General features: G+C 57.1%; 15 protein-coding genes. 8 read left to right on the top strand and 7 right to left on the bottom strand.

Features of this window, described 5'->3' with window-relative positions; all coding sequences use genetic code 11:
- Nucleotides 1-61 precede the first annotated feature (61 nt).
- From DHN12_RS12670 to DHN12_RS12705, 8 genes are all read left to right on the top strand, one after another.
- Nucleotides 62-1039 carry an Hsp33 family molecular chaperone HslO gene (locus tag DHN12_RS12670; RefSeq protein ID WP_108860536.1) on the top strand — a complete coding sequence of 326 codons (978 nt, stop codon included), beginning with the start codon at nt 62-64 and terminating at the stop codon, nt 1037-1039.
- Nucleotides 1023-1628, top strand: coding sequence for a CoA pyrophosphatase (locus tag DHN12_RS12675; RefSeq protein ID WP_108860537.1), 606 nt, complete (start codon nt 1023-1025; stop codon nt 1626-1628). Before DHN12_RS12670 ends, DHN12_RS12675 begins: the two co-directional genes overlap by 17 nt.
- Nucleotides 1625-2779 carry a CCA tRNA nucleotidyltransferase gene (locus tag DHN12_RS12680; protein ID WP_108860538.1) on the top strand — a complete coding sequence of 385 codons (1155 nt, stop codon included), beginning with the start codon at nt 1625-1627 and terminating at the stop codon, nt 2777-2779. Before DHN12_RS12675 ends, DHN12_RS12680 begins: the two co-directional genes overlap by 4 nt.
- Before the next feature lie 190 nt (nt 2780-2969).
- The gene (locus DHN12_RS12685) at nt 2970-4805 is read left to right on the top strand and encodes an ABC transporter ATP-binding protein (protein ID WP_108860539.1); all 1836 of its coding nucleotides are present in this window, start codon (nt 2970-2972) and stop codon (nt 4803-4805) included.
- Nucleotides 4805-6637, top strand: a complete 1833-nt coding sequence (locus DHN12_RS12690; protein WP_108860540.1) for an ABC transporter ATP-binding protein — start codon at nt 4805-4807, stop codon at nt 6635-6637. Before DHN12_RS12685 ends, DHN12_RS12690 begins: the two co-directional genes overlap by 1 nt.
- A 39-nt stretch (nt 6638-6676) precedes the next feature.
- Nucleotides 6677-7900, top strand: coding sequence for a class I SAM-dependent RNA methyltransferase (locus DHN12_RS12695; protein WP_108860541.1), 1224 nt, complete (start codon nt 6677-6679; stop codon nt 7898-7900).
- 21 nt (nt 7901-7921) lie between these two features.
- Nucleotides 7922-8707 (top strand): ion transporter, encoded by a 786-nt coding sequence (locus DHN12_RS12700; protein ID WP_108860542.1) that lies wholly within the window; start codon nt 7922-7924, stop codon nt 8705-8707.
- 57 nt (nt 8708-8764) lie between these two features.
- Nucleotides 8765-9283 (top strand): murein L,D-transpeptidase family protein, encoded by a 519-nt coding sequence (locus tag DHN12_RS12705; RefSeq protein WP_108860543.1) that lies wholly within the window; start codon nt 8765-8767, stop codon nt 9281-9283.
- Here DHN12_RS12705 and DHN12_RS12710 read toward each other — a convergent pair.
- The 7 genes from DHN12_RS12710 to cysQ form a co-directional block, all read right to left on the bottom strand.
- Nucleotides 9267-10712, bottom strand: a complete 1446-nt coding sequence (locus tag DHN12_RS12710; RefSeq protein WP_108860544.1) for a nodulation protein NodH — start codon at nt 10710-10712, stop codon at nt 9267-9269. The genes DHN12_RS12705 and DHN12_RS12710 overlap by 17 nt on opposite strands.
- A gap of 6 nt (nt 10713-10718) precedes the next feature.
- Nucleotides 10719-12419, bottom strand: coding sequence for a beta-1,6-N-acetylglucosaminyltransferase (locus DHN12_RS12715; RefSeq protein ID WP_108860545.1), 1701 nt, complete (start codon nt 12417-12419; stop codon nt 10719-10721).
- Nucleotides 12416-13402, bottom strand: a complete 987-nt coding sequence (locus tag DHN12_RS12720; RefSeq protein WP_108860546.1) for a glycosyltransferase family 2 protein — start codon at nt 13400-13402, stop codon at nt 12416-12418. The genes DHN12_RS12715 and DHN12_RS12720 overlap by 4 nt, the downstream gene beginning before the upstream one ends.
- 147 nt (nt 13403-13549) lie before the next feature.
- Nucleotides 13550-14560: a glycosyltransferase family 2 protein gene (locus DHN12_RS12725; protein WP_234416634.1), complete on the bottom strand. Its 1011-nt coding sequence runs from the start codon at nt 14558-14560 to the stop codon at nt 13550-13552.
- A gap of 55 nt (nt 14561-14615) precedes the next feature.
- Entirely contained in the window at nt 14616-15599 is a 984-nt protein-coding gene (gene galE / locus DHN12_RS12730) for a UDP-glucose 4-epimerase GalE (RefSeq protein WP_108860548.1), read from the bottom strand.
- A gap of 68 nt (nt 15600-15667) precedes the next feature.
- A complete protein-coding gene (locus DHN12_RS12735; protein WP_108860549.1) occupies nt 15668-16468 on the bottom strand; it encodes a 3-deoxy-manno-octulosonate cytidylyltransferase in 801 nt (266 codons plus the stop codon).
- Nucleotides 16468-17265, bottom strand: coding sequence for a 3'(2'),5'-bisphosphate nucleotidase CysQ (gene cysQ / locus DHN12_RS12740; protein WP_108860550.1), 798 nt, complete (start codon nt 17263-17265; stop codon nt 16468-16470). Before cysQ ends, DHN12_RS12735 begins: the two co-directional genes overlap by 1 nt.
- Nucleotides 17266-17291 lie beyond the last annotated feature (26 nt).

The raw sequence follows: 17291 nt of genomic DNA on the forward strand, positions 1-17291 counted from the left end.
ACCCGAATAGTTCGACCTATATGCTGGCGGTATGCCAACCTGTGGCGTGTAAGGAAACCCCATGTCTCTTGGAACAAAAATCGCGTGGGACGACACCGTCCTGCCCTTTCAACTTGATGTATCGGATATGCGCGGCCGCGTGGCCCGTCTGGATGGTGTGCTTGATGGCATCCTGAGCCAGCATGACTATCCAGAAAAGGTCGAGGCTCTGGTGGCCGAGATGGCCCTGCTGACCGCATTGATCGGCCAGACAGTTGCGCTGCGCTGGAAGCTGTCCCTGCAGGTTCAGTCTAAAGGTCCGGTGCGCATGATTGCGACCGACTATTATGCGCCTCAGCAAGAGGGGGAGCCGGCCCGCATTCGCGCCTATGCCAGCTTTGACCGCGACCGTCTGACCGATGGTGCGCCCTTTGATCAAGTGGGCGAGGGGTATTTTGCCATCATGATCGACCAGGGTGAGGGGACCCAGCCGTATCAGGGGATCACCCCCTTAGCCGGTGGTTCGCTGAGTGCCTGTGCCGAGGCGTATTTTGCCCAATCAGAACAGTTGCCGACCCGGTTTTCGCTGAGCTTTGGCAAATCGACCGAACCCGGCGTTGGCAAACATTGGCGCGCCGGTGGTGTCATGCTGCAGCACATGCCTAAGGCTTCGCCCTTCGTGGCATCCAGCGAGGGCGACGGGAACATCCTGACAGCGGATGACCTTGTCGATGGTGAAGAAGGTGAAAACTGGGGCCGCGTCAACATCCTGCTGGATACGGTCGACGATTTGGAACTGATCGGTCCGTCGATTGCACCTACGGATCTGTTGGTCCGGCTGTTTCACGAGGAACAGCCGCGGGTATACGATGCGCAGTCAGTCCAATTCGGCTGTACCTGTTCAGAAGACCGTGTTCGGCAGAGCCTGTCGATCTATTCGGCCAAGGACATCGAAAAGATGACCACGCCCGAAGGCGACGTGACGGCTGATTGTCAGTTCTGCGGTGCACATTACGTGCTGGATCCTGCTACGGTCGGATTTGATGCTGACAACGCCTGATCCAACAGATCAGCTGCGGGCGGCCTTGCGCCGCCCCGGCAACGGGTCCAGTGATTTCGATCTGAACCCCGAATTTGTCCTGCCTGAGGGTCGCAAACTGCGCCCCGCCGGTGTTTTGGTTCCGATTTCAGTAGCCGATGGCGCCCCGCGCTTGATTTTGACCAAGCGATCCTCGGCGCTTAAGCATCACCCGGGGCAGATAGCGTTTCCAGGCGGCAAGCAGGATAACGGCGATGTGGATGTAACCGCCACCGCACTGCGTGAGGCGCGCGAAGAAATCGGCTTGCCGCAGGAAATGCCGGAAATTCTTGGCCACTTGCCAACGCATGAAACGGTGACCTCCTTCACGGTCACACCTGTGGTGGCGATCCTGCGGGAACCTTTCCAACCGGTGCCTGAACCGGGTGAAGTGGCAGAGGTGTTTTCGGTTCCGCTTGCACATGTGCTCAACCCCGCGAATTATGTCGTTGAATCGCGCCGCTGGCGGGGGCAAAGGCGGTATTACTTCACGGTACCTTTCGGCCCTTATTACATCTGGGGCGCAACAGCTCGAATTCTGCGGGGATTGGCAGCACGGATCAACGAATGACGCAAATCAAAGAAGACTGGGTGTCGGAATCGGCAACGCAACAGGTCTGCGCTGCCCTGACCGATGCCGGGTACCAAGCCTTGTTTGTGGGTGGATGTGTGCGCAACGCGCTGTTGGGCGCTCCGGTGTCGGATATTGACATCGCCACAGATGCGCGGCCCGACAAAGTGGTCGAGTTGGCGCAGCAAGCTGGGCTCAAGGCCATACCCACTGGGATCGATCACGGCACAGTCACCGTGGTTAGCCAGGGCATCCCGCATGAGATCACCACTTTTCGCCGTGACGTGGAAACTGATGGCCGCCGCGCCGTCGTCGCCTTTTCCGACAAGGTCGAAGAGGATGCCGCGCGTCGCGATTTCACGATGAACGCGATATATGCACGGCCCGATGGCGCTGTACTGGACCCTCTGAACGGTTTGCCTGACCTAAAGACGCGTCGCGTTCGGTTTATCGGCACTGCCGCCAACCGTATTCGCGAGGATTACCTGCGCTCGCTGCGCTATTTCCGGTTTCACGCCTGGTATGGCGATGCCGAGGCGGGGTTCGATACCGACGCTTTGGCCGCCATTGCGTCCAACCTGGATGGTCTGGCCGGCTTGTCCCGTGAACGCGTAGGGGCAGAGCTTTTGAAACTGCTTGGCGCACCTGACCCTGCGCCGTCCGTTGCTGCGATGCGCAGCGCCGGGGTACTGGTGCAACTATTGCCGGGCGCTGATGATCGTGCATTGGCCCCGTTGATTGCATTGGAACAGCAGGCAGGCGCTGATCCGGAACCGGTGCGGCGACTGGCTGCGATTGCGCCGCCGGAAGTCGCAAAAACCCTGCGCCTGAGCCGCGCGCAATTGCAGCGCCTGACCCGAATGCGGGATGAGGCGTCCAGCCCGGCCAGCTTTGCCGAATTGGGATTTCGGTACGGTGAAACAGACGGGCTTCATGAAGCGCTTTTGCGGTGTGCCTTTCTGGAACAGCCTTGGTTAGACTCGATAAAGCACGATCTCAACGTTGGTGCGGGCGCGACCTTCCCGATCAGGGCAACTGATCTGATCCCCGAGTTTACCGGCCCTGCGCTGGGCAAGAAACTGGCCGATCTTGAGGCGAAGTGGATCGCCTCGGGGTTCACACTGGGCCGCGAAGATCTGCTTGGCGGATAAAGGAAGTCTCAAAAGGGGATGACAAGTAAAAGAGTTTATGATTATTTGCCCCTGTCACATGAATGGAGGGATGCGAATGTATTACGGGATCTGGGACAGCTAAGGCTGGAACACTTTGACCCGTAAGGGTGGTGTTCTGACGCCATCTTTCTTCGCATGACTTACTTTTTGCTCAACCGGAGCACTCTCCATGTTTCGCTATTTCGAAAACCTCGTTGACCCTTTTATTGCCTACAAGGAAACCGACACGCCGCCGACGCGGTTGTGGCCATTCATGCTGGATTACTCGCAACCATTCATGCGGGTGTTCTTCTGGGCTGGTTTAATCTCTGTCGTTGTTGCGGCAGTTGAAGTTGGCCTGATTTACTACATGGGCCGGGTGGTTGACCTGCTGTCGGGTCCACCGGCCGAGGTCTGGCAGAACCACGGCACCGAATTTATCTTGGTGGCGGCGTTTGTGCTGCTGCTGCGCCCGATGCTGCATGTCGTGGATGTGCTGTTGTTAAACAACACGATCCTGCCGAACTTTGGCACCCTGATCCGCTGGCGTGCCCACAAACACGTTCTGCGCCAATCCGTCGGTTGGTTCGAGAATGATTTTGCCGGACGCATTGCCAATCGGATCATGCAAACGCCGCCCGCCGCAGGCGAGGCTGTGTTTCAGGTGTTTGACGCCATCTCATTTTCAATAGCCTATCTGATTGGCGCGGCGATCCTGTTGATGGCGGCGGATCCACGGTTGCTGTTGCCGCTGCTGATCTGGTTTGCGCTTTACGCCATTCTGGTGCGCTGGACGGTAAAAAGGGTCGGTCCGGCTTCGCAGGCTGCGTCCGATGCGCGCTCGGCCGTGACGGGTCGGGTGGTGGACAGCTATACCAACATCCATTCGGTCAAGATGTTCGCCCATAACGAACAAGAGTTGGACTATGCCCGCGAAGCCATTGAAGAAACGCGTCGTACCTTTCAGGTCGAAATGCGGATTTTCACCATAATGGATGCGGTACTGGTCGCTCTGAACGGTTTGCTGATCGTCGGCGTGGTTGGTTGGGCCATTTCCCTGTGGATGCAAGGGAGCGCATCTGTGGGTGTCGTTGTGGCGGCGACTGCTTTGACCCTGCGACTGAACGCGATGACTGGATGGATCATGTGGGCGCTGACCAGCTTCTTCCGTCAGCTTGGTGTCGTGGCCGAAGGCATGCAGACCATTGCCCAGCCCGTTGACCTGTTGGATGTGCCGAATGCCAAGCCCTTGCAGCTGAGCAAGGGCCAGATCGACATCCGTGATCTGTCACACCATTACGGTCGCAAGACCGGCGGGCTGGATCACATCAATCTGACCCTCAATCCGGGCGAAAAGATCGGTCTGATCGGGCGGTCCGGTGCGGGAAAATCGACCCTAGTTAAGTTGCTATTGCGGTTTTACGACGTTGAACAGGGCGCGATCCTGATTGACGATCAGGACATTTCCAGGGTCACGCAGGACAGTTTGCGCAGCCATATCGGTATGGTTCAGCAGGACAGCGCCCTGTTGCATCGGTCGGTGCGTGACAACATCCTCTATGGTCGCCCCGATGCCACCGAAGAACAGATGATTGCCGCCGCCAAACAGGCTGAGGCGCATGAGTTCATCCTTGATCTGCAAGACCCAGAAGGGCGCATGGGGTATGATGCGCATGTGGGCGAGCGAGGTGTGAAACTGTCCGGAGGTCAACGGCAGCGCGTGACGCTGGCGCGGGTGATCCTGAAGGACGCACCCATTTTGCTGTTGGACGAGGCGACATCCGCTCTAGATTCCGAGGTCGAAGCGTCAATTCAGGAAACTCTCTACGGTATGATGCAAGGAAAAACCGTGATCGCCATTGCCCACCGGCTGAGCACCATCGCGCAGATGGACCGTATTCTGGTCATGGATGGTGGTCGGATCGTTGAACAGGGCGGGCATTCCGAACTGTTGGCGCAAGGTGGGCTTTACGCCCAGTTCTGGGCGCGGCAATCTGGGGGCTTCCTGAATCCGGAGGCCGCTTAATGAGGATTGCCGACCTCATAAACCCGTTCAAAAACATCGAAACGCCCCCGCCGCAATCGCTGGGGGCGTTCATTCGCTGGTGCCTGTCTGGCGCATGGCCAATGATCTTCGTCGCAGCGTTTTTCTCGGCTACTGCGGGTGCGATGGAGGCGGGCACTGCGTGGATGCTGGGCCTGGTCATTGACGCAGCAACCACAAGCGGACCCGAGAACTTTCTGACCGCCAACAACGTCTGGATGATCCTTGGGGTCGTTGCGTTTTTCATGCTACTGCGGCCAGCCCTGTTCGGGCTTTCGTCGTTGACCAACAACTATATCGTCATGCCCAATATCACGCCGTTGGTTCTGGCCAAGCTGAACCGGTGGACGCTGGGCCAGTCGGTCACCTATTTTGACGACGATTTTGCAGGGCGGATCGCGCAGAAGCAGATGCAAACATCCAACGCGATGGCGTCGGTGGTATCCGAGACGATCAGTGCGATCGTGTTTGCCTTGGCCTCGCTGGCGGGCTCATTGCTTTTGTTAGGGTCTATTCATCCGTTGGTTATGTTGCCATTTGCGGCTTGGCTGGTTGTGTATTTCCTGCTTGTCCGTTGGTATCTGCCGCGCATCCGTAAACGCTCAGCGGCGCGGGCAGGCGCTCGCGCGATGGTGTCCGGGCAAGTCGTCGACACGATCACCAATATCAAAACCGTTAAACTGTTTGCCCACTCTGACTTCGAAGATCAGGCCGCGCGGAATTCCATGGTTGATCTGCGAGAAAAGATGTTGGCGTTCGGAAGCCTGTCGGCCAGTTTCCGCTTTATCTTAATGCTGTTGGCCGGGGTTCTGCCGGTTTTGCTGATAGGTGCAACGCTGTGGCTGTGGCAAGTGGGATCCGCGACAGCCGGTGACATTGTGGCCGCGGGTGCCATTTCGATCCGCATTGCCCAGATGACCGGTTGGGTCAGTTTCACCCTCATGGGTCTTTACGCAAATGTTGGCGAGATCGAGAACGGCATGAATACGCTGGCCAAGCGCGAACGGGTCGAGGATCAAACGGGCGCGGCGGAGTTGTCCGTGCCCGAAGGCCAGATCACCTTTGACCATGTCAGCTTTGCCTACGGTCGGGATGTTGGCGGTGTATCAGGCCTGAACATGACCGTGCACCCCGGCGAGAAACTGGGCATTGTCGGCGCTTCGGGGGCAGGGAAATCAACCTTGGTTTCGCTGCTGTTGCGCCTGTACGACGGTGAAAAGGGCACGATCTTGATAGATGGTCAGGACGTATCCGGAGTAACGCAGGACAGCTTGCGCCGTCAGATCGGCATGGTCACGCAGGAAACCGCGATGTTCAATCGGTCGGCGCGGGAGAATATTCTTTATGGCCGCCCTGACGCCTCGGAAGAGGAAATGATCGAGGCGGCCAAAAAGGCCGAGGCGCATGAATTCATCCTCAGCCTTCAGGATGCCCACGGACGCACCGGCTATGAAGCACATCTGGGCGAGCGCGGAGTGAAGCTTAGCGGTGGCCAGCGACAGCGGATTGCGCTGGCGCGCGCCATTTTGAAGGATGCGCCAATATTGGTGCTGGATGAGGCAACCTCGGCGCTGGATTCCGAGGTTGAGGCCTCGATCCAGACGGCGTTGCATCGGGTGATGCAAGGCAAGACGGTTCTGGCTATCGCGCATCGGTTGTCCACACTCAGCGAGATGGACCGGATTATTGTCCTGGACCAAGGGCGTATCGTGGAAACCGGCACACATGACGCGTTGTTGGACCAGGGTGGGCTGTATGCCCGGTTCTGGCATCGTCAGTCAGGCGGGTTCATTCAGGCTGAAGCTGCGGAATAAGGGTTTTGTTGCCGGCCAAGCCCCGGTATCAGGCACCCCATGACGCAAACTTACACTATTTCCCGCCTTGGTCATCAAGGCGATGGCATCGCTGATGGCCCCGTTTACGCTCCGCGTACCTTGCCGGGTGAGGTCGTCAGCGGCACGCTGCTGGATCAATTTCTGACAGAAATCCGTGTCGAGACGCCCTCGGACCAGCGGATCAAGGCACCGTGTCGTCACTACAAGTCCTGTGGTGGATGTCAGTTGCAGCACGCGACAGATGGATTCGTTGCGGATTGGAAGGTCGAGGTGGTGCGCACCGCGTTGGCCGCTCAGGGGTTGGAGGCGTCGATGCGCCCGATCCATACGTCACCAGAACGGTCCCGCCGTCGCGCGACGATCGCGGTTCGACGGACGAAAAAGGGCGCTCTGGCCGGGTTCCATGGCCGTGCGTCAGACACGATCACCGAGATCCCGGATTGCCATTTGCTCGACCCGGCGCTGATCGCGGCCATTCCGGTTGCCGAAGCACTGGCGATTCTGGGTGGCAGCCGTAAAGGCGTGTTGGCGGTGACGCTAACCTTGTCCGAATCCGGGCTTGATGTGGCGGTCAAAGGCGGCAAACCGCTGGACGGCCCGCTTGAGTCAGCTTTGGCACAAGCGACCGAGAAACACGGTCTTGCCCGGCTCAGCTGGGATGGTGAAGTAATTGCCATGCGCCGGCCACCCGTCCAGCGATTTGGGCATGCAGATGTTGTTCTGCCGCCCGGCGCGTTTCTGCAGGCGACAAAGGACGGAGAACAGGCTCTGTTAAAGGCCGTTTCCGAAGCTGTGGGCGGTTCCAAACGCATTGTGGATCTGTTTGCCGGCAGCGGCACATTCTCTTTGCCTCTGGCAGAAGGGGCCGAGGTTCACGCCGTCGAGGGCGAAGCTGCGATGACGCAAGCGCTGGATCAGGGGTGGCGCAGGGCGCAGGGCCTCAAACGGATAACGACCGAGGCACGGGACCTATTTCGGCGACCGCTGATGCCGGATGAGCTAAAGTCTTTTGACGCTGTGGTGATCGACCCGCCACGCGCCGGGGCCGAGGCGCAAGTGACCGAACTGGCGCAAGCCCTGCGCCCGGTGATTGCCTATGTGTCCTGCAACCCGGTGACCTTCGCCCGCGATGCGAAAATTCTTGTTAATGCGGGCTACACCCTTGAATGGGTACAGGTCGTTGACCAATTTCGATGGTCGTCACACACCGAACTTGCGGCACGGTTCACCCTGAACCCTTAAGACTTACAGGAGACCACCCGAATGGGGATCACCCAACGCCTGCTGACCCTAATCGAAGCACCAGCTTTCGGGAAGTTCATTACCGGTGTCATAATCTTCAATGCGGTGCTGCTGGGAATGGAGACATCACCCACCCTTATGGATGTTGCAGGTCCATTGATCGTGACATTGGACAGCCTTTGCCTGACCATTTTCGTTGTTGAAATTTCGATTAAACTTCTGGCCACTGGGCGCAGGTTTTTCACCAACGGCTGGAATGTCTTTGATTTCGTGATTGTCGGCATCGCTCTTGTACCGGGTGGGTCCGGCCTGTCGGTGCTGCGGGCATTGCGGATTTTGCGGGTTCTGCGCGTCATCTCGGTCGCGCCACGCCTGCGCCGCGTGGTCGAAGGGTTCATTTCGGCCTTGCCTGGCATGGCCAGCGTGTTCCTTCTTATGGCGATCTTGTTTTACATCGGCGCGGTGATTTCAACCAAACTGTTCTCGCAGACTTTCCCGGACTGGTTCGGCGATCTGGGCCTTTCAGCCTATACGCTGTTCCAGATCATGACGCTGGAAAGCTGGTCTATGGGGATCGTGCGCCCGGTAATGGAGATCTATCCTTACGCCTGGCTGTTTTTTGTGCCGTTCATAATGGTGACCACTTTTGCGGTGGTAAACCTACTGGTTGGTCTGATCGTGAATTCGATGCAAGACGCGCACCATGCCGAGGACGAAGTCAAAACCGACGCCTATCGTGACGAAGTGCTGGAGCGGCTTGAAAGCATCGAACGTCGCCTGACAGAGCAGCAAAACATCAAAAAGTGATTTCAGTTTTCACATTTTCTGGCATAATACAGAAAAAAAGAGCAGCAGGCAGTGAACATGGATCGTCGAGCATTTGGATTGGGTGCAATGGCAACGCTGAGCCTCTCAGCTTGTGCCTCGGCCAACCCCAGAATTCTAACTTACAACGGACCCGAAGTGACCTCTCTGGTCATCAACAAGGGAACGCGGAAACTATATCTTCTGCACAATGATAAGATCCTGAAAGAATACAGGGTTGATCTTGGATTTGCGCCCAACGGTACCAAAGCAAAGCGAGGCGACGGGCGTACGCCGGAAGGCAGCTACCTGATTGATCGGCACAATCCCAATAGCCGCTATCATCTGTCTCTGGGGATCTCGTACCCGAATTCTGAAGATGTTGCGAAAGCGAAGGCCATGGGTGTCGATCCGGGCGGCGATATCTTTATCCACGGACAACCGAACCGTCGCAAAGAGCGTAGGCGCGCTAAAAAGACGTCGGATTGGACCGCGGGCTGCATCGCCGTCAAGAATGACGAGATCGAAGAGATCTATTCAATGGTAAACCGGGGTACGCTGATTACTCTGCGTCCCTAATCGGTTTCCAGGGCCCAAATCCGAACTGCATATAGTCACGCTGGTACGACTGCCCGGCCAGCGTTTCCAGTTTGTCGTCATAAATCTCGGCCAGGGTAAACGGAGTATCCGGTTCGCTGAGTTCGGGTAGGGGCGCTGTGCTGTGACCCATCCGGCGCGCCAGAGCGGGCAGGGCGGTTGTGACTTCATCCTCCCTCAGGATCAGGTCGGGCAATGCGAAGGACGCCATCCCCTCAAGGGCCTGCGATTGACTGCACCATGCCGCATCCACGCGTATGGCGGTCTGTTGGGCAAGGTTTTGACGCAGGAATTTCAGGAACGCCGAAAACGCCTCGTAATGCTGCTCAACCGGGTAATTTCCATCGCGCAATTGTCCGGGGATCGGAATCTTTAGCCGGTTGCGCAGGACGTGTCGGATTTTCGGATAGGCGCCGGAACCCGTGTTAAGGATATGTCTGCAAAAAGCCCGATGCGCGCGCGCCATTGGGTGTTGCAGCACGGCGAACTTTCGATGCCCGGGATTGGATAAAAACCACTGACGCGTCTGCTTTCTGTTTTGATTGGTCAGCAATTGCTCGACATCAACATGGTCCAGCGCGGCCATCCACCTTGTTACCGGGCTTTCCATTCCCCCGCGGATGGGCATGTACATCAGCGGCGTCTTTGGTGCGGCAACGTAGTTCGCCACCAAGGGGCGTCGGCGCGGTTCGAAATTCGGAGTGCTGTGCAGGTTGAAGCTGTCGATTTGTGACAACGCCTGCTCCATCTCATCAGGGTTCGTCACCTTTGCCAGGGCCGGCTCGGGGTTTTGCGGTTTGAGTGTTTCGTCGATTGCCGACAGCCTGCCGGACACACCCAGCCAGGCGGCAAGACCATTCAACAAGCGCACCTGGTTAAGGTCTTCATAAGCAATGTAAAAAGGGGTCTGGCCGCTTTGCTGCAAACGCTGCGATAGCATCAGATGATATTCATGCTGCCGGTTCAGGTATTTCATGAACGCTTCGGCATCGAACTCAACGCGTGCTTCGCGACGACGCTTGATGTTTTTCAGCTGCCACTGCTTGGTTTCGCGCGCAATCTTCAATGAGATGAAACTGTCCAGAGGATTTCGGGTCAGAATGATCTTGGCGCAACGCGGATTGCCCAAAGCAGGCTCTAACACACGTGGATCATGTCCCTGAAAAAGGCGAAACCCGTTCAGTTCTCCTGGTGCCTGCCGAATTGCCTCAAGCAATGTGGCAGGGTCACGATCCCGCTCTTCCACCGAGATGCCCAGCAGAGTGTCGGATTTTAAGCGCCCGATGAAATGGGGATTGAACGCCTCGCCATGGCTGGTGACTCCTTCGATACCGTTCAGGTTCGCCTCAAGCAGGTTGGAACCGGTCCGCATGGCTGCAAGAATGATAAAATAGTCAAATTGGGGCGTCATTTATCTTTACTGCACCAGATAGGGTTTTCGATATGGCCGGACCCGGTCTGCAAAGCTGTCGTCCGGTGGGAAATCGCCCATGAGATACGGGTGCATGCCCTGGTTCTTCAGGTTTTGCAGGAACTGGCCAAACCCGGACAGATCCACCATTTTTGGTGCTTCGGTCAGGTGGCTGGTTTGTGTGGTTCCGGTATCCTCGACCGCGGTCTGCAAAGGCTCGACCGGAGATTCAACGAATTCTGCCAACGTCCACCTGCGAACTCGCGCCTTGGTCCAGACAGAAGACAGAATTTCCAGTTGCTTGGTTTCGATCTGCTGCAGCCGGGCGGCTTCGGCGCGGATATCGGCAAAGTTCAGGTTTGATCGAAACAGCGGGATTGCCCAAGCCCCGGTTATGACGGAAATCAGTGCATTCTTGTCCCGAGCCAAGAGCCAGTTGATCTCTTGCGTGTCAGCGGGGCCAAACTGAAAACACTGTTTTTCGCCACGCGTGTTCCAGATTAGGTTCGAAAGGAAAGCCGTTGGGTTGTAATCCCGCAGCTTTGCGCAATCGCTGAGACTGCCGTTGACGATGGTTTCTCCGCCGGCGAATTCAGCGCGCTTCGGGTCAAACAGATGCCCGTGGACACGCGCGCCGGTGATGTTGCTCAACCAGGGTTCAAAATCTTCGAACACTTCGGCAAAGCCCTGAAAAACCGAATACGGAGAGGACGTCAGCCCGTTTTCGTTGCCGTGCCTTGGAAACCGGCTTTGCATGTACAACCCGTCACGCCCACGTGTGCGCCGTTCGACCGCTTTGGAAAACACCCGGTCAATTTTGCTTGGGTTGGGCTCTGTGGGTTTCATGGCGCCGGCCTGATCGGTCAGAAAGGCCTGATACAGGCGATCCGCGTTGGGCCAGGCTTTGCGGGCAACAAAACAGTCGGATCTGCGCAGTAGCTGCAGGTGATCGTCATAGAAAATATGCGGACGACCCTGATAGTCGAATTTGGACAGGGTCAGAGACCGGCTTTCGATATGGGTGGAATACAGGCGCGCCAGTGTCTGGAAGTAACTTTCGTCGGGGATCCAGACGCGCCGAAAATACCGGTCATAGGTCTTGCGCTTTGGATCCTGCAATATGGCTGACAGGGTTTGGCGGGTCAGGCACCACCATTGACTACCCATATGCGGCACCAGCCCTTCGGGTATGTAGCGTCGAATGCGCAATGCGCGTTGCAGTTTCACATAGGCGTCAAACAATTTACGGTTCTTGCGCCACGAGAACGGAAATCTCAGGGTAAAGCGTTCCTGATCCAAGCCCCCCATAGTCCAGCTTACATCAGAGGTTGTGGCGCTTTCGATGAAATCCACGCGCGGCCGGTCCGCGAGGTAGTTGACCAATTCATCCACTGGCCGCAACGGAAGGCAGGAGCCCGAAGTCAGGAAAACATGGCGGACATCTGGAAACGTCTCAAGCATCAGCGTGGCAGCAGATTGCGAGGCGGCAACGATGCCCCACCCACCCCAGTTGCAGACATGACGGTCAGAGAACCGGATCAGCGGGTCATTTGCACAGGCGGCAACGAATTCCGCATAGACCTTGTTTGGCACCTTGCGATCCACATGGATCACCACCGGGCACCCCGAAGAGGTCCAGTGTCGAGCCACTTGGCCGGCCCGGTTCAGCGCGGTGTGAACCAGCATGATGATGCCCAGGTTGCTCATGCCCAGTTTCCTTTCGACATGAGGCCCAGAATCTCAAGCTGTCGCCAGTTGATGTAGGCTTCGGATTTGTCGCACCAGAACTCGGGCATGCCCGCCAGATGTTCGGCGTAGGCGCGATATTCGTCAGAGCTGCGGTAATGCTGGCCGCGCTCCATCTCTTCCTGGGCCTTCTCGCCCAATGTGCTGATGAGTTTGGCGTGCAACAACGCACCGCTTGTTTTTTCACCACCCCATTCATCAAATACCTGGTTCAATCCGCGCGGCAACAACGCATGGGTCGAGCTGACATAGACATAGCGCTTGTCCCATTTCACCAATGGAATCTTGTTTAGCGCAGGCGCTTTTTTCGGCGTGTCTTTAAAGAATACCCGCGCGCGGGGTCCGCCTTGAATCCAGAGATTTCCGTAGGTCGGGTTTTTTGTGATCGTATAATTGCCTGCATCAAACCATTTGGCGATTTCGAACGGGTTTTGCCCCTCGGAATAGATGGCGTCTTCGACCGGCCCTTCGGGATACATATCGATCAGCATTGCACTGAAGCTGCGCACGGCGCAGCCGTCCAGCCAGTCGGTCAGGGCACGGATCGGTCGGGTATCGCAGAACGGATAGATGAAGAATTCGTCCGGATCAACGGTCAGAACCCAGTGGCGGTGTGCATATTTGCGCAACAGATAGTTTGTCCAGTCCACCCCAAACGACGCACGCTTATAGCTTGCATCGGCTCGCCAGACCGACACGTCGGGTTGACCCGCCAGATATTCAAGTGATCCGTCATTGCTGGCGTTGTCTACGAACAGAAAATGGTTGATGCCCAGTTGCCGGTAGTAGGCCAGAAAATACGGCAGGCGAATTTTCTCATTCCGTATGACGCTGACCAGCAGGACGTCTTTCCGCGTTATCAAATTTGTATTTACGGAAACGGGAACAAGGTCGCGCAGCTTTCGAAGGCAACGCAATATACGGCGCTTGCGCCGCAATCTCATTCGGTATGAATCCAATAGGCCCACGCGACTGCCCAACCTTTGTTATTTACGCGAGCGTGCCCGGAGGCTGTACAAGCCAGAGTGGTGCCGGACAATTGCCGTTTTATGCCATTTTTCCATCTTTCGAAGCAACGACTTTAAAAACCGTTAGTTTGAGTTGTGGCTTTCCCAGTCAATTGTTCCCATCAGACCCAACTGCTGCAATGAGTTCCAACCGGTGTATCGCTTGGACTCTGGCGCCCATATGACGGGGCGATCCGTGATGCCGTCATAGTAGTCTGCAAACTGTTCGGGATCGTGAAAGTGTTGCCGGCGCTCTTTCTCGATCTTTGATTTTTCCACAACTTCGGGCAGGAATTTGGTGTGCAACAATACACCGGAAGGCGCTGTGTCGCCGGGGCCTCCGTAACTGGCGTTCAGATGGCGTGGTAATGCGGAATGGCACGAATTTACATAGGCGTAGCGCCGCGACCACCGGACCAACGGGATTTTGTTCAGTGTCGGAGATCGACGCGGGGTGTCGGCAAAAAACATGCGCTCGCGCGCGCCGCCCTGCACCCAAAGGTTGCCCAGCGGGCTTTGCCGTTGTGCCCGGTAGGGGGCGGCATCAAACCAACTCACCACCTCGACCGGGTCGGTTTCAGGATCGTAGCCTTGTTCCCCCAGCGGGCCTTTGGGATAAAGATCCAGCATCAGCGCGCCGAATGCCACCCGCCCCTGATCATCCAGCCAGTCAGTCAGATCGCGCAGAGGCCGGGCGTCATGATTGGGGTAAATCAACAACTCATCCGCATCGACCATCAGGGTCCAGTGGTTGTGCCCATAGCGCATTTGCAGCCAGGTCAGCCAATCCAGCCCATAGCGCGACGTGCGATAGCTGTCCCGAGTCTGCCACAGTGACACGTCCGGCTGTTCCTTGAGAAAGGGTACCGAGCAATCGTCGCTGTCGTTGTCGACGATCAGAAAGTGATCAACCCCCAATGCACGATAATGGCGCAGGAACCAGGGCAGGCGGGTGATTTCATTGCGCAGCGTAGTGAAAGCCAGAATGCCACCGGGTTTAATGTTCGCCGTGCGGTCGCTCAGACAAGACAATTGATGGCGGCTGCGAAAGGACCGCCACAACAACCGCTGTCGTTTTAGCCGCAACTTGTACATTTGCACCCATGAGATGGGCGGAAGTGCATCTTCCCCTGAACCAGTCACAACAGGCTCATTTATCGTAGTGGCCGTTCTGATGCCAGCGCCACGCATCGGCAATCATTGTCTCTAACGTTGATCTTTCGGGGGACCAGCCAAGTTCTTCCCCAGCGCGCACAGAACCAGAAACCAACTTTGTGCAATCCCCAGCTCGGCGCGGTCCGATTGTATAGGGCACGTCGCGGTTGGTGACGGCGTTGGAGTGGCTGATCACCTCCATCACCGAAAACCCCGATCCGGTGCCCAGGTTGAAGACGCGGCTGTCTTTGCCTTGCTCCAACCAGTTCAATCCCAAAACGTGGGCATCGACCAGATCGCAAACATGTACATAATCGCGGATGCAGGTGCCGTCTGGTGTTTCGTAGTCCGTCCCAAAAACGGTCAGCCCATCGCGCTTGCCGTCGATGGCGTCCAACATCAGCGGCACAAGGTGGGTTTCCGGGCGGTGGAATTCGCCCACCTCGCCATCGGGATCGGCACCGGCCACGTTGAAATACCGAAAGATCACGTGGTTCAGCCCGTGCGCGGCCTTGAAATCGCGCAGGATATCTTCGATGGCACGTTTTGAGGCGCCGTATGCGTTCAGCGGCAGTTGCGGCGTGTCTTCGTCCAGCACCACATTGTCATGCTCGCCATAGGTGGCGCAGGTGGACGAAAATACAAAGTTCTCACATCCGGCGGCCACGGCGGCTTCGATCAAAGTCAGTGAACCGGTCACGTTGTTGGACCAGTATTTGCCAGGCTCGGACATGGCCTCACCCACTTGGCTGAGAGCGGCAAAATGCATCACGGCCAAGGGTTCGTATTTGGCGAACACCTCATCCAGCCGGGCACGATCCAACAGATCGCCCTGTTCGAACGGGCCAAACTTCACCGCATCTTGCCAGCCGGTAACCAGATTGTCGAAGGTCACAGGCGTGTAACCAGCCTGAGAAAGCGCCTTACAGGCATGAGATCCAATGTACCCGGCACCGCCAGTGACAAGAATGTTTTTCATAATCGTTCCAAATTGCGGTGCCACGCCCGGTTAGACGTCGTCTTGACAGGAGTTCAGGTGAAAATGGGTCAATCCAACCCCATAGCGGCCATCATCTCTTCGAGCTTCGGCACATCTTGCGGGTTGTTTAATTCCCAGAATTGGCGGCCCTTTGCCTCAACCTCAACGCACAGAACCTTGCGACTGTTTTCCATGAAGCGCAGCTGTTCCAGCCCTTCCAATTGTTCCAAAGGTCCCACTGGCCAGGTTGGATAGGCTGCCAGCGCATCGGGGCGGTAGGCGTAGACGCCGACATGGTGGAACACCGGCGTCGGTTCGGTGCCAGCAAAAGTTTCGGCGGTAAAGGGCACAACCTCTTTCGAGAAATACATTGCGCTGTGATCGGTGGCAAATACGGCTGTTGTGCCGCCGACCCGCCCGTTTTTGCGATCGTTCAGCAGGCTGTTCAAAGCATCTCCGTCACACCGCAGAACCGGCGTGGCGACACCTGCCTCGGGTGCGGCGCGCAGACCGGCGATCAGGTCTTCGACAAACCAATGTGGTGTCAGTGGCGCATCCCCTTGCAGGTTCACCACGATCTCATAGCCCGCGCCCAGAGCAGTATGGGCCTCGGCGCAGCGCTCGGTGCCATTGCCGCAGGTCTCAGATGTCATCACCACCTCGGCCCCGAAACCTTCGGCCACGTCGCGGATGCGGTCGTCATCGGTGGCGACAACCACCTTGTCCACGCCCGAAACGGAACATGCGGCGCGCCAGGATCGCTCGATCAGGGTCATCGCATTGCCGCTTGCCCCGGTCAGCGGAACCAGCGGCTTACCGGGGTAGCGGGTCGAGGCATAGCGGGCGGGGATGGCGATTAATACGGACATCAGGCCTCCTTCAGGTCAACGCCCGGAGCGTAGGCGATAAAGAACGGGTTTGCATAGCCGTCCTTGCCATAGGTCAATGACGAGTGGTCATCGAAACGAACAACCTTGCCGCCAGCGCCAGCCAGCACGGCATGACCTGCGGCGGTGTCCCATTCCATTGTGCGGCCAACGCGGGGATACAAATCCGCTTCTCCGGTCGCGACCAGACAGAACTTCAGGGACGAGCCTGCGCTTTTGCTGTCCTTGACCTGATATTTGTTGATGTAATCTTCGGTCGCCTGATCGCGGTGTGATTTTGACGCGACGATCAAAAGTGCCGAATTGTCCGGTTCAGTCACCGAAATCGGGGTCACGTCGCCGACCTGCACTTTGTTCAGCGCGCCGGTTTCCTCAACCGATTGGCCGTCTGCTTGCGTGTAGAACATGCGCCCCTTGGCCGGTGCATACACAACGCCCCGAGTTGGCACTCCGTTTTCGACCAGTGCGATGTTCACCGTGAAATCACCGCGCCGGTTGATGAATTCCTTGGTGCCGTCCAGCGGATCGACGATCAGAAATGTGTCGCCTTTTTCGGAATGTGATGCGGCCTGTTCTTCGGTCACCAGCAAAATATCCGGGAATGCCGCGCGCAAGCCTGCCGAAATCAGGGCATCGGCTGCCTCATCCGCCTCGGTCACCGGGCTGGCGTCGGATTTGACTTTGACGTCGAAATCATCCGCCTCGTAGATCTGCATGATCATGTCCCCGGCTTCCAGTGCCAGACGTCTGATTACGGGAATAAGGGCATCATAGGTCACAAAAATGCTCCGTTGCTGTAGTTTGT

Origin of the sequence: Ruegeria sp. Alg231-54 (genome assembly GCF_900143525.1) — a bacterium.
Classification (GTDB): domain Bacteria; phylum Pseudomonadota; class Alphaproteobacteria; order Rhodobacterales; family Rhodobacteraceae; genus Ruegeria.